The organism is Staphylococcus hominis subsp. hominis (assembly GCF_002901845.1).
Classification (GTDB): domain Bacteria; phylum Bacillota; class Bacilli; order Staphylococcales; family Staphylococcaceae; genus Staphylococcus; species Staphylococcus hominis.
In genome coordinates this window covers 539,736-553,802 of the sequence record NZ_PPQE01000025.1, presented here as the reverse complement: position 1 = coordinate 553,802, position 14,067 = coordinate 539,736, and the positions used below count along the sequence as shown (strand labels likewise).

Below are 14,067 nucleotides of genomic sequence, written 5' to 3'. Positions count from 1 at the left end.
CTGCCAACAAATTTCAGTAATTGTTGACAGTTTGAATTCAATTATTAATTACATCATTGCTACTTCACTGTTAATAATTCTTCATAAATGCCTGCTTCTTTTGCCGCTTCAATTAGTGTTGTACCAATTTCTGATGGTGTATCTGCTGTTTTAACGCCACATTCATTAAGCGTTTTAATTTTTTCTGCAGCAGTTCCTTTACCACCTGAGATGATTGCACCTGCATGGCCCATACGTTTTCCTGGAGGTGCTGTTTGTCCACCAACAAAACCAACAACTGGTTTAGTCATGTTTGCTTTGACCCATTCAGCTGCTTCTTCTTCAGCAGTACCACCGATTTCACCAATCATAACAACAGCTTTTGTTTCTTCATCTTCATTAAATGCTTTAAGTACATCGATAAAATTTGTACCGTTAACTGGGTCCCCACCGATACCTACTGCTGTGGTTTGACCAATACCTTCTTCAGTTAGTTGATGTACTGCTTCATATGTTAAAGTACCTGAACGAGAGACAACGCCTACATGTCCCTTTTTATGAATATAACCTGGCATGATACCAATTTTACATTCATCTGCTGTAATTACACCAGGACAGTTTGGTCCAACTAAACGTGTTTTTCTATCCTCTAAATAACGTTTCACTTTAATCATATCAACAACTGGAATATGTTCAGTAATACAGATCACCATATCTAATTCTGCATCAGCTGCTTCTAAAATTGAATCTGCAGCAAATGGTGCTGGTACGTAAACTACTGATACGTTAGCACCTGTTTCTTTTTTAGCTTCAGCTACTGTATTATACACTGGCACGCCTTCAACCACTTGTCCACCTTTACCTGGTGTTACCCCTGCGACAATTTGTGTGCCATAATCAAGCATTTGTTTTGTATGGAAAAGGGCAGTAGACCCTGTAATACCTTGCACCATTACCTTAGTATTCTTATCTATAAATACACCCATTTTAGTGTTCCCATCCTTTCCTTACGCTTCTTTAACAAGTTTAACAATTTGTTGTGCACCTTCAGCCATTGTTGCTGCTGGTTCAATTGCTAGACCAGATTCATTTAAAATCTCTTTACCACGTTTAACATTTGTACCTTCTAAACGAACAACTAAAGGTAAAGTTAATTCGACTTCTTTAACTGCTGCTACAATACCTTCTGCAATCACATCACATTTCATAATTCCACCGAAGATATTTACAAAAATACCTTTTACATTATCATCACCCAAGATGATTTTGAATGCTTCAGTTACTTTTTCTTTTGTAGCACCGCCACCAACGTCTAGGAAGTTAGCTGGATTACCACCGAAATGATTAATTGTATCCATTGTAGCCATGGCTAATCCGGCACCATTAACCATACAACCAATGTCACCATCTAAGGCAATATATGATAAATCATATTTAGATGCTTGAATTTCTTTTGGATCTTCTTCTTCTAAATCACGTAACTCTAAAATATCTTTATGTCTGAATAATGCATTATCATCAAAATTTAATTTTGCATCTAAAGCTAAAACATCACCATCACCAGTTGTTACAAGTGGATTAATTTCAACAATAGAACAATCTTTTTCAACAAAAACATTATATAAAGAAAGTAAGAATTTTGCTGCTTTATTTACAGATTCTTTTGGAATATTAATATTGAATGCAATACGACGTGCTTGGAATGGTGATAACCCTATCACTGGATCGATTGTTTCTTTAAAGATTTTTTCTGGCGTTTTAGCTGCAACTTCTTCAATTTCAGTTCCACCTTCTTCAGAAGCCATCAATGTAATACGATCAGTAGCACGATCAATGACAAAGCCTACATAATATTCTTTTTGAATATCACAACCTTCTTCGATATATAAGCGTTTAACTTCTTTACCTTCAGGTCCAGTTTGATGCGTTACTAATTGCTTGCCTAATAATTCATTAGCATAAGTTTCAACTTCAGACAGTGATTTAGCAATTTTAACTCCACCTGCTTTACCTCTACCCCCAGCGTGAATTTGTGCTTTCACTACATAAACATCTGAATTTAATTCTTTTGCCTTTTCCACCGCTTCTTCAGCAGTAAATGCTACACGTCCTTCTGGAACGGCTACACCCATAGCACGAAATATTTCTTTACCTTGATACTCGTGGATATTCATCTTCCATCCTCCTGTTTCTTAGGTTAAGTTCACTTTAATTATAGAAAATGTAAGCGCTTTTGTAAACTGAAAGTGTTATACTTTTTGCAATAGTTTTTAAATTCAAATAATTTTAATTTTATTTTAATTATATCATTGATTTAACAGGCTCAAACGTTTTACGATGATATGGCGTTATGCCTAATTGTTTTAATCCTTGAAGGTGTGATTTAGTGCCATATCCTACATTTTTTTCAAAATCATAACCAGGATATTTCAGTGCTACTTCCGCCATTAAACCATCCCTATATTCTTTTGCCATGATACTAGCAGCAGCAATAGAAACACTTTTAGCATCTCCTTTAATAATAGAAGTTTGAGGCATTGCATTATCCAATGTCATAGCATCAATAAGTAAATGATTAGGTTGTTGTTTTAATTGATTAATAGCACGTTCCATAGCTAATTTGGTTGCGTTGTAAATATTGAACTCATCAATTTCTTCAGCGCTTGCTATCCCGTAAGCATAGTCATAAACACCTTCTTTCAATTGTTCGTTAAGTATTTTTCGCTTTGTTGCTGAAACTTTCTTCGAGTCATCTAATCCTAAATATTGATGTTCTTTATTTAAAATGACTGCACAAGCTACAACAGGCCCAGCAAGTGGACCACGACCTACTTCATCAATCCCACATATTAAAGCATTAGGATTGTCCTTTAATATTTTATTTTCATATTTATTCATTTGTTGATAATGTTCTTGTGTTTCTTGATCTTTTAAAAGCTGTTTACGACGTCGTACTATATTTTGCTGTACCCCTTTTCTTGTATCACTCATTAATTCATGTTGTTCAAGTGCTTCAATTGAATCAATTGTATCTAATAATGCTTTAATCTCTTTAATTGTTTGAGGCATAATCTAAGTCCCCTTTCATTTCTGAATAAATATCAAAACAATAAGTTCCAATTTTAGCATTACGCACATCATTAATAATCAATTCGATGACAGCCTCGTAATCAACTTCATTTCCTTTTTGTAATAACCCACGTCGACGTCCAATAGCATCAAACCATTCTAAAATTTCTGCATCAGTTTCTACATCAATATTGTAATGATTCTTCAGTCCTTCAACATCATGTTTAATTAAGAATTGTAAACCGTATATTGCTACTTCATCTAAGTGCACGATACTATCTTTAATGGCACCAGTAAGGCTTAGTTTTTTACCTACAGTTTCATCTTCAAATTTGGGCCATAAAATACCTGGCGTATCTAGCAGTTGTAATGCTTTACCTACTTTAATCCATTGTTGTTGTTTCGTTACTCCCGGCTTATTTCCTGTTTGAGCAATGTTTTTTTTAGCTAACTTATTAATTAATGTAGATTTTCCCACATTAGGTATACCAACAATCATGGCACGTATAGCTCTAGGTTTAAGTCCTTTCGCTTTTTCTTTCTCAAACTTTTCTTTAGTCGCTTCAATTGCAGCATTTTCTACGCCTTTTAAATTTTTGCCGTGTTTCGCATCAACTGCTACAGGATAAAAACCTTTATCAGTAAAGAAATGTTCCCACTTTTGCATTTCATTTAAATTCGACATATCTTTTTTATTTAAAATAACTACGCGTGGTTTTTGTTTAATGACATCATCAATCATTGGATTTCTTGAACTATACGGTATACGTGCATCAACAAGTTCAAATACCACATCTACTTTCTTAAGTTGTTCTGTCACTTCTCTTTTGGCTTTTGCCATATGCCCTGGATACCATTGAATCACCATGACATTCACCCTACTTTCGTTAAATTTATTTCAACTGTTCGATTATAATCAATATTTAAAATCTTCACTACTATTATCAATTCTATTATATTTTAACATGCTATTTCATATTCATTAAATCGCTACTATTAAAAACAAATTTCTAATTTTTTATAAAACATATAAATACTTTTATTAGGAAGTTTAATACACTACAATTTAGTATGTAGTCATGTTTTAATTATTAATAGGACATTCTAACTACAGAGGTTTAATATGAAAAAATTTTTTACTTATCTAGGAATTTTTATAGCACTGTCCATCATAGGCCATAGTTATGTCATTTATCGTTTTATTCACGATGGCATTTTATTTACAGGTCCAAATGATGGAATGGAACAAATGGTTCCAATTCAAATGTATTTATTTGATAAATGGAGTAGTGGCAATTTGTTTTATTCCACCGATTTTGGATTAGGTGGAGATTTCTTTACAGATCTTAGTTACTACTTCTCCACAAATATTTTATTTATAATAAATGTAGTATTTATTGCACTTATTAAAATTTTTATTCCTTTACATACGCATGATATATTATTTTGGATGATTAATGCCCTTGTTATGTCCATGATTAAAGCAACGATTGCTATGTATTGCACTTACTTATATAGTAAATACATTTCAAATAACAAACGGTTAAGCTTAGTTGTAGCGTTTTTATTTGTTATGTCACCCTTATATTATCGCTTTACAGTGTATTGGCCCTTCTTTAGTGATGTGTTTGTTTGGATGCCGTTATTACTACTCTCTATTGAAAGAGTCTTGCAAAAACAGAAGTTTGGACTATTCATTGTTACTGTTTCTTTAATACTAATTAATAACTTTTATTTTGCATATTATCTTTGTTTAATAGGTGCGGGTTATATACTGATTCGTGTAATATTTAGACACCCAAAAGATATTCTCTCAAGAAGTAAAGCATTTTTAACTTTAATCATTAGTGCCCTGTTAGGTTTAGGCAATAGTTTATTTATCTTTTTTCATGGTGCTCAAAGCTTTTTAAATAACCGTCGTGTGCCTTTTTCTGGAGCAGTTGATACATTTGAAAAATTAGATATTAATACAAATATTTTCTTTGATAATTATTTAATTGTATTATTATTTATTACCATTCAAGCTCTTTTAAGTTTTAAATTATATAAACATTATTATTATCGTTTATTTGCTATCCTTACCTTTGTATTTATCATATTTAGTTTTATACCTTTCATCGACCAAGTATTTAATGGTTTTTCAGCGCCTCAAAAGCGTTGGCATTTTATTTTAGCTTTTAATTCCACACTATTAATCGGATTATTTTTAAAATATTTCAAAACACTAACTACAAAATCTTATCTAATAAGTAATATTATTGCAGAATTAGTTATATTTATAAGCGCTATGATATATCATAAATTTTTAGCATGGTTCATATTAGTTCCTATTGTATCTTTGATTGGACTGATGGTTCTTATCATTAAAGATCGTACATACCGCTTTAAATTAAGTTATTTATATAGTATTTCAATTATATTATTAAGTATCTTGGTCTCTATAGTATTTATTAAAAATCAAATTTACTATAAAGATCACACTGATCGTGGAAATACGTTTTATATTAATTCCAGTTTATATAGTTCCGACTTACAACGTGCACTTGTTCAAGAAATGAATCAAAATAAGCATGAAGATGAACGTATCGATTGGAGAGTCAACGAGCAAGATAATACACCGATGTATCAACATTTTAAAGGGTTAAGTTTGTATTCAAGTATTTTTCATCATAATATACTCGATTATTATTACGATGCTTTAAAAATTAATTTAGCTGAGGAGTCATTGAGTAGATATCAATCAACGAATGGACGACAAAATATCGCGAGTCTATTTTCAGTGCGTTATATGATGCTAAAAAATTATCAAAATAACTTACCTTCCTACTTCAAAAAAATAAAATCAAGCGGACAATATGGTATTTATGAAAATACACTTAACTTACCATCTGTTAAAGTAACTGATTCTATATACAATAGTAAAAAATTGACGACTGCAATTGATAGAGAACATGCAATGTTAAAAGGTGTTATTTTAAACAATGAAGGCACAAGTTATAAAGCTAAAGCTCCTAATTTATTAAATCAATCATCATTGAGTTATAAAAATCTAAAACATTTAAATGGTAATGTCTATAAAGTAATTGGAGATAAAGGTGGAACATTAACGATACACTTACCTCAATCATTACGCCAAAAGTATGATGATTTTTACGTTACGATGAAAATAAAGCGTGGTAATCCTGATAGTAATTACACAGTCTCTGTAAATAATTATGCAAATCACCGGTTATTTAATAATTCTACTTATCGTACTGGCATTGATACACAACTTTACCGAACACAACCTGATAATAAAGGAAACATTAATATCACTTTATCTCCTAAAGGAACATTTTATTTAAACCTTCAACAATTAAATGGTGAAAACTACAAAATGTTAAAACAAATGCATAAAAAAGCTGATTTTAATAACAAGTATAAAGATATTAAAAACGGCGTTGAAGTCAACTTAGCTAAACATGATAAAGGGATTGCTTCAATTAATATTCCTTATAGAGAAGGTATGCAAGCGTATGTTAATGGACACCGTATTAAACCTATAAAAATTAATTACATGATGACAGGCGTTCCTGTTAATTCATCTGCCAAAAAAATTATTATTAAATATCAACCACCTTATTGGAATACTATGATTTTAATCTCACTAATCAGTATAATAATAAGTGTTGTATTTGTTAGATTTGTTAATACCAAAAAGAGAAAGATGAGGAAAAACATTGATCAATAAAATTCGGTCCAATCGATTATTGACCTTTTTATCTATATTTATAATTGCTAATATCATTTCTTTAGCAATTTATTATCCATTTATTCGAGATTATTTCAAAGAAGGATTTGTATTTAGTGGTTCCGGAGATGGTTTTAGACAAATGATGCCATTTCAAATGTACTTATATGAACATTACAGTAAGTTCAAAGGAGCCTATGATCAATCTTTTGGATTAGGTGGAGATTACATTAAGGGGTTGGCCTATTATTATTCTTTATCTCCCATAATGTGGATTAATTTTTTTATAATCTGGGTAAGTCATTTTTTATTTCATTGGCAAACGAGTCATATCGCCTTTTGGGCAACTAACCAATTAATAATCGCTTACGCTAGAACGATTATTACAATTATTGTTGTATTTTACTATTTAAAATGGCTAAAGTTGAAAACAGCGCCATTGCTTATCGCTACTATTTTATATGGTGCATCCACTCTTGTACTTTACTATAACTATACATGGTCATTTTATGGAGACTTATTGATTTTATTACCTTTATCTTTATGGGGAATGGAACGTTTCTTTCAAAAAAGAAGAATAGGGCTATTTATCTTTTCAGTTGCGCTGACCTTATTTTCTAATTTTTATTTCAGTTACTACCAAGCTATTGTATTAGGGATTTATTTCATATTAAGAGTCATTTTTAAATATCGTCGTGATATCGTATCAAGATGGGAAAAATTTTATTTACTCGTTATTGGTGCAATACTTGCACTTTTATCTAGTATTTTAGGATTCTATACAGGTGTATCTTCATTCCTAAACAATGATAGAGCCCAAAATGATGACTTCAATATTACATTGTTTACAGATTTAACACAAAGTAAATATCATATTTTTTCTGATGGTTTTTATATTACCGTTTCGATTATTGCATTAATGGGTTTATTTACGTTTAAGTTATATCGTCACTACTATTATAAAATTTTTGCTATCATCACTTGGTTTTTACTTATTGGATCGTTATCACAATACTTTGATAGTGCATTTAATGGCTTTTCATTACCACAACGTCGATGGGTATACTTTTTATCTATTTCAACTAGTATCTTAATTGCATTATATATTCAATATTTATCTGAACTTACATTAAAACAATATTTACTTGTAGCAATTCCGGTATTTATATTTGGTTTATATCACTATATATTTGCGAGTGCTTATGTCAATTGGATGATTGTACCATTATTTTTAATCATCGTTTTAACCTTTGTAGTATGGAAAAAAAAATGGTTATATCAACCTTATATACTAATAGCTATTATATTACTATTCTTTGTACAACAAATTATGATGACACACGATTCACGAGCCCGTACTATTGATCCATATGCAACGACTACGAAAACATTAACAGATTCAAGTTATTATAATCATAAACTTGCTAAAAAAATTAATAATATTAAGAAACAAAAAGATAATAAAAATCCTTTCCATCGTATCGATTATATGTCAGCCTATGCACTCAATTCACCATTTATTTACCATTATAATGGCATTTCACTTTACTCAAGTATTTTTGATGGTGACATATTAAAATACTATGATAAAGAAATGCAGATTAATATGCCTGTTGATAAGAATAGTACATATCGATACTTAGGGAATCGAGCAAATTTAGAAGCCATGTGGGATGTTCAAGATCGATTCCGACATCCTAATGATCTGAATATGCCTTATGGCTTTAAAAAGGTAGATACTATCAATAATGGTTCAGATAAATTAATTCATTCAGAAAATACTATTAATTATCCAGCCACTCATATTACTAATAAGATTTTTAATAAACATGATCTCAAATCGCCATTAGATCGTGAGCAAGCGATGCTACAAGGTGTAGTATTAGATGATGATTCAATAAAAGCGAATACTTCTTTCACTCAAAATGAAAACCTATTAAGTAAAGCATATCAATCTACAAATAATGCTACTTGGAAAGATAAAACTCATTTAAATGTAGAAAAAAATAATGGTGGTATCACATTGACATTACCTAAAACGTTAGCTAATCAATATAAAGATATGTATGTCGAAATGGATGTAGAATTGTTAGCTCCAGATATTGAGCATTCTATAGGAGTAAATGAATATGTTCAAAATCGTAATATGCTAAGTTATAAATATCGACGTTTTGTTACGCCTGTAACAATGAGAGTAAAAGCTTCGGATCAATTAAAGATTCGTCTTACTAAAGGACATTATCGACTATCTATTAAAGGTATCTATGGAGAAGATTATCATGCATTGAAACAAGCTTCTAAATCACTTAAACCTGTGACTATTTCACAATTTAGAAGTGGCTATACATTCACTAAACCTAAAGGAACTTCTGGATACTTGGTGGTACCAATCGCCTATGCTAACGGTATGCATGCACGTGTTAATGGACACGATGTAGATGTAAAACAAGCTAACGGTATTATGACAGCTATTCCAGTCAAGAAAAATGATACTCATATTGAATTATCTTATACACCACCACATTTTTATATACTATTAATTTTGAGCGTTATCGGAATAATAAGCAGTATAATATTTAGCAGATATTTAAAAAGAAAAAATCAATTAAAATAAAAAGCGCCTGGGTCATAATTCCTAGCAAAATAGCCAGTAAATGAGTTTATTATAAATTCATTTACTGGCTTCTTTATTTACAATACTGGGTATTGTTGGCTCGCTTTCTTAGGGGGACAGCTTCAGCCTGTAGTCTTCAGCTTGTCTTGTTCCCTTAAAAGTCTTGCCAAAATACTTTGTATTTATATGTAATTTTACATTGAAATACTTAAAAAATAAGGCATATTCGTATAATTTAATAAACATCACTACACTAAATTAACGAGGTGCCTTATGTATAATGATTATAATATGATTCAACTTACTCTACCAATGGCAATTTCAGTTCTCATTCCCATAAATGATATTTCACGACATGTAAATGATATTGTAGAAAAAAATACTAAGACTGAATTTATTTGTCCGAACAATCAAAGACTAGGATTTAAAAAATATACCTATCACCATGATAAATATGGCTTTAAAAGAGACTTTAAATTATATGAATGTGATGATGATTCAGAATGTCCTCTGAAACACCCATGTATGAACTTCAATTCAAAAACAAATAAAAAATAATGAAGAATTATAATTGGGAATATTTTAAAGCGCAAATTAATAAAAAGCTTTCAAAACCAAAAACAAAACCATCTACAGTCAAAGAAAAATTGATGTGGCGCCTGTTTTTAGATTTATAAAGACTATTTTGAGTTTCACTCGAATGTCCGTTCGAGATATAAATAAAGACTAAAGAGAACTAGGATTTGGACTAATGGCACTTAATATAAGAAAAGTAACAGCTCAACGAGCAAAAAATAATCACAAAAATTATAAAAAAGACAATTTCTATATTATTTCAATAGAAATTGTCTTTATTTACTTATCCTGGAATTTTATGCCCCAGATTCTTTTTTAAATGCGTATTAACTTACCCATTTTTTAGTATAGTTTTCTATATACTGATTAGCGAATTTCTTGAATTCTTGCAGCTTTACCACGTAAACTACGTAAGTAGTATAATTTAGCACGACGTACTTTACCGCGACGTTTAACTTCGATTTTTTCAATTTTTGGAGTGTGTAATGGGAATGTACGTTCAACACCTACACCTGAAGAAATTTTACGAACTGTGAAAGTTTCAGAAATTCCTCCACCGCGGCGTTTAATTACAACACCTTCGAAAACTTGGATACGTTCACGTGAACCTTCGACGATACGTACGTGTACACGTAAAGTGTCACCAGTACGGAAAGTTGGTAAGTCTGTGCGTAATTGTGATTTTGTAACTGCTTCGATTAACTTATGATTACTCATTTTTATACTCTCCTTCAACCTATGTTCTTGCCTAGACAATCATATAGCAGCGGATCATAGTGATTTTTAGTGTCTTTTCACACTTGATATATATTAGCATACTCCTAGTTGTTTTTCAATTGGTTTTTATAGCTTTCTAAAAATTCTTTATCCTTATCACTTAATTGATACTTTTCTAGTAAGTCCGGACGTTTATGCAAAGTACGTATTAATTTTTGTTCATGTCGCCATTTTTCTATATTTGCATGATTTCCAGATAATAATACGTCAGGTACAGTCATACCTTTATATTCTCTTGGACGCGTATATTGTGGGAATTCAAGTAAACCATCGGAGAAAGAATCATCTTGATGGGATTGTTCATTACCAAGTACTCCAGGAATTAATCTAACGATAGCATCAGTCATAGTCATAGCTGGTAATTCTCCACCAGTCAATACATAATCCCCCATTGAAATTTCATCGGTTACTAAATTTTCTCTAATTCTTTCGTCATATCCTTCGTAATGTCCACAAATAAATACAATATGTTCAGCTTCACTCAATTCTTCAGCAATTGCTTGAGAGAATGGTCGTCCTTGAGGACACATGAGAATGACACGCGTTTTATCAGTATGTTTTAAATCTTTCATTGCATTAAACACTGGTTCTGGTTTTAAAACCATTCCTTGACCGCCACCATACGGATAATCATCCACTTGATTATGTTTATTTTCAGCGTAGTCTCTAAAGTTTACAGTATTAACTTCAATAATATTTTTATCTTGCGCACGCTTCAAAATCGAATGATTTAGAACGCCGTCGAACATTTCTGGAAATAATGTTAGGTAATCTATTTTCATTATTCTAATAATCCTTCCATTGGCGTAATACGAATTGTTTTATGTTCAACATCTACTTCTTTAACGACATCTGCTATATATGGAATAAGGTATTCTTTGTCACCTTTAACAACCCATACATCATTGGCACCTGTTTCAAAAATATTAATTACTCTTCCAATTGGTGTATCATTATTAAAAACCGTACACCCAATAATATCAGAATAGTAAAATTCGTTTTCATTCAATTCAATATCCTCATGATCACGTTCTTGGAATAAGTAATCTCCTTTATATTGTTCGACGTCATTAATATGATTAATACCTTCAAATTTAAGCATGTGAAATCCTTTATGTATACGATATGATGTAATAGTCATTTCTATTTCATTATGGTGGTGATTCACGATAAGGACTTCTCCAGGTTGAAAACGTGTATCAGTAAAATCAGAATTAGATTTTACTTTTACTTCTCCTTTAATCCCATGTGTATTTACAATTTGTCCTACTTCTACTTGCATCCTTATCCTCCTTACATAATCGTTTATTTATACATATTAACATGTTTCTTATAAAGTGAGAATATAATAAAAGCCTGTGACATATCTTATGCCACAGACCTGTTATTATATGATATTGATATTATTATCAATTATTTTGAACGTTTTTGTTCATCAAATGTTTTTAAAATACCTTGTTTTGATAAGATATTGTGAACAGTATCAGTTGGTTTTGCACCGTCTTTTAACCATTTTAAAGCTAATTCTTCATCGATTTTAACTTCTGGTGCATTTACACTTGCTGGATTGTAAGTACCGATTTGTTCGATGATACGACCATCACGTGGTGAACGCGCATCAGCTACAACGATACGATAGAATGGATTTCTTTTTGAACCTAAACGAGTTAAGCGAATTTTAACTGCCATTTATAAAACTCTCCTTTAAATCTTTTAATTTTTATTTTCTACAAGAAATAATAATAACAGGAACCTCCAACTTTGTAAAGACTTTTTTCTTTACCAAATCTAGATTTATGAAATAAATTGTAGATTTGATGATGTACTAGCTTTAACTAGATCTTACCTTTATTCATTTTGGTTATGCATGTGCCAATGTACATGCGTTCCTTTACTTATTTATGAAAAAGCGGAATAACACTTAGGATGTTATTCCGCTTTCATTACTTTTTAGAATGGTAAATTCATGCCTTTTAACATATTTTCCATTTGGCTACGTTTACCTTTTTTACCTTTACGACCATTACCCGTAAATTGTTTCATCATTTTTTTCATATCATTAAATTGTTTCATTAAACGATTCACTTCCTGCAATGAACGGCCTGAGCCTTTTGCTATACGTTTCTTTCTTGAAACATTTAAAATTGCTGGATCTTGTCTTTCATTAGGTGTCATTGATTGAATAATAGCTTTAATATGGTCAATTTGTTTGTCACTCATATTTAGCTTATCTAAGCCTTTCATTTTATTCATACCTGGAATCATTTTCATAATATCATCCAGTGGTCCTAAATTCTTCACTTGATCCAATTGTTCTAAGAAGTCATCTAATGTAAATGAAGACTCACGCATTTTCTTTTCTAAATCTTTAGCTTTTTCTTGGTCCACATCTTGTTGCGCTTTTTCGATAAGACTTAATACGTCACCCATACCTAGTATACGAGATGCCATACGCTCTGGATGGAATAATTCTAAACCATCCATTTTTTCACTCATACCAACAAATTTAATTGGTTTATGTGTTACTGCACGAATAGAAAGTGCCGCACCACCACGAGTATCTCCGTCTAATTTAGTTAAAGTCACACCAGTGACATCCAATTGCTCATCAAATGATTGCGCAACGTTCACAGCATCTTGTCCTGTCATCGCATCTACAACAAGCATAATTTCATCTGGTTTTGAGATTTCTTTAACATCAGCTAATTCATTCATTAATGTTTCATCAATGTGTAAACGTCCCGCAGTATCGATAATTACAAAGTCCAAATGTTCTTCTTTAGCATATCTTAATGCGTTATCTACAATTTGTTGTGGTTTAACTTGATCACCTTCACTATAAACAGGTACATCAAGTTGTTTACCTACTGTTTGTAATTGATTAATCGCAGCGGGACGATATATGTCGGCTGCTACTAACATTGGCTTTTTATTATATTTTTTACGCATTAACAATGCCAATTTACCAGCAGTAGTTGTTTTACCTGCCCCTTGTAAACCAACCATCATTACAACTGTGGGTGGCTTATTAGCCATTTTAATAGATGTATTTTCTCCACCCATTAATTGTGTTAATTCATCTTGTACTATTTTTATAACTTGTTGTCCAGGTGTTAAAGACTGCATAACGTCTGATCCCAAAGCACGTTCGGAAACTGTTTTAACGAAGTCTTTGACTACCTTGAAGTTAACATCGGCTTCTAACAATGCTAATCTAACTTCACGCATCATTGTTTTAATATCTGCTTCTGTTACTTTACCTTTACCGCGAATTTTTTGCATCGTGGCTTGTAAACGATCGGATAATCCTTCAAATGCCATA

General features: G+C 31.4%; 11 protein-coding genes and 1 pseudogene. 3 read left to right on the top strand and 9 right to left on the bottom strand.

Going from position 1 to position 14,067, the window contains the following annotated elements; genetic code table 11:
• Positions 1-59: 59 nt before the first annotated feature.
• The 4 genes from sucD to ylqF form a co-directional block, all read right to left on the bottom strand.
• The gene (sucD, locus tag CD034_RS04325) at positions 60-965 is read right to left on the bottom strand and encodes a succinate--CoA ligase subunit alpha (RefSeq protein WP_002448725.1); all 906 of its coding nucleotides are present in this window, start codon (positions 963-965) and stop codon (positions 60-62) included.
• Positions 966-986: 21 nt separating this feature from the next.
• Entirely contained in the window at positions 987-2,153 is a 1,167-nt protein-coding gene (gene sucC, locus CD034_RS04320) for an ADP-forming succinate--CoA ligase subunit beta (RefSeq protein ID WP_002448800.1), read from the bottom strand.
• Positions 2,154-2,280: 127 nt separating this feature from the next.
• Positions 2,281-3,048, bottom strand: a complete 768-nt coding sequence (gene rnhB, locus CD034_RS04315) for a ribonuclease HII (protein WP_002455424.1) — start codon at positions 3,046-3,048, stop codon at positions 2,281-2,283.
• Positions 3,032-3,916 (bottom strand): ribosome biogenesis GTPase YlqF, encoded by an 885-nt coding sequence (ylqF, locus tag CD034_RS04310; RefSeq protein ID WP_049336491.1) that lies wholly within the window; start codon positions 3,914-3,916, stop codon positions 3,032-3,034. Before ylqF ends, rnhB begins: the two co-directional genes overlap by 17 nt.
• Positions 3,917-4,171: 255 nt before the next feature.
• Between ylqF and CD034_RS04305 the strand changes: the two genes are divergently transcribed.
• The 3 genes and pseudogenes from CD034_RS04305 to CD034_RS04295 all read left to right on the top strand — a co-directional run.
• On the top strand, positions 4,172-6,778 hold the full coding sequence (locus CD034_RS04305; RefSeq protein WP_103288162.1) for a YfhO family protein: 2,607 nt from the start codon (positions 4,172-4,174) through the stop codon (positions 6,776-6,778).
• On the top strand, positions 6,768-9,392 hold the full coding sequence (locus tag CD034_RS04300) for a YfhO family protein (RefSeq protein WP_103288161.1): 2,625 nt from the start codon (positions 6,768-6,770) through the stop codon (positions 9,390-9,392). The genes CD034_RS04305 and CD034_RS04300 overlap by 11 nt, the downstream gene beginning before the upstream one ends.
• A 390-nt stretch (positions 9,393-9,782) precedes the next feature.
• Positions 9,783-10,287: pseudogene (locus tag CD034_RS04295) on the top strand (transposase); the annotation flags it as partial.
• 47 nt (positions 10,288-10,334) lie between these two features.
• Here CD034_RS04295 and rplS read toward each other — a convergent pair.
• From rplS to ffh, 5 genes are all read right to left on the bottom strand, one after another.
• Positions 10,335-10,685 carry a 50S ribosomal protein L19 gene (gene rplS / locus CD034_RS04290; RefSeq protein WP_002448843.1) on the bottom strand — a complete coding sequence of 117 codons (351 nt, stop codon included), beginning with the start codon at positions 10,683-10,685 and terminating at the stop codon, positions 10,335-10,337.
• 104 nt (positions 10,686-10,789) lie between these two features.
• The gene (gene trmD, locus CD034_RS04285) at positions 10,790-11,527 is read right to left on the bottom strand and encodes a tRNA (guanosine(37)-N1)-methyltransferase TrmD (protein ID WP_002455428.1); all 738 of its coding nucleotides are present in this window, start codon (positions 11,525-11,527) and stop codon (positions 10,790-10,792) included.
• On the bottom strand, positions 11,527-12,027 hold the full coding sequence (gene rimM, locus CD034_RS04280; RefSeq protein ID WP_049431853.1) for a ribosome maturation factor RimM: 501 nt from the start codon (positions 12,025-12,027) through the stop codon (positions 11,527-11,529). Before rimM ends, trmD begins: the two co-directional genes overlap by 1 nt.
• Before the next feature lie 131 nt (positions 12,028-12,158).
• Positions 12,159-12,434, bottom strand: coding sequence for a 30S ribosomal protein S16 (gene rpsP / locus CD034_RS04275; RefSeq protein ID WP_002448807.1), 276 nt, complete (start codon positions 12,432-12,434; stop codon positions 12,159-12,161).
• A gap of 261 nt (positions 12,435-12,695) precedes the next feature.
• Positions 12,696-14,066 carry a signal recognition particle protein gene (ffh, locus tag CD034_RS04270; protein ID WP_002448737.1) on the bottom strand — a complete coding sequence of 457 codons (1,371 nt, stop codon included), beginning with the start codon at positions 14,064-14,066 and terminating at the stop codon, positions 12,696-12,698.
• Position 14,067 lies beyond the last annotated feature (1 nt).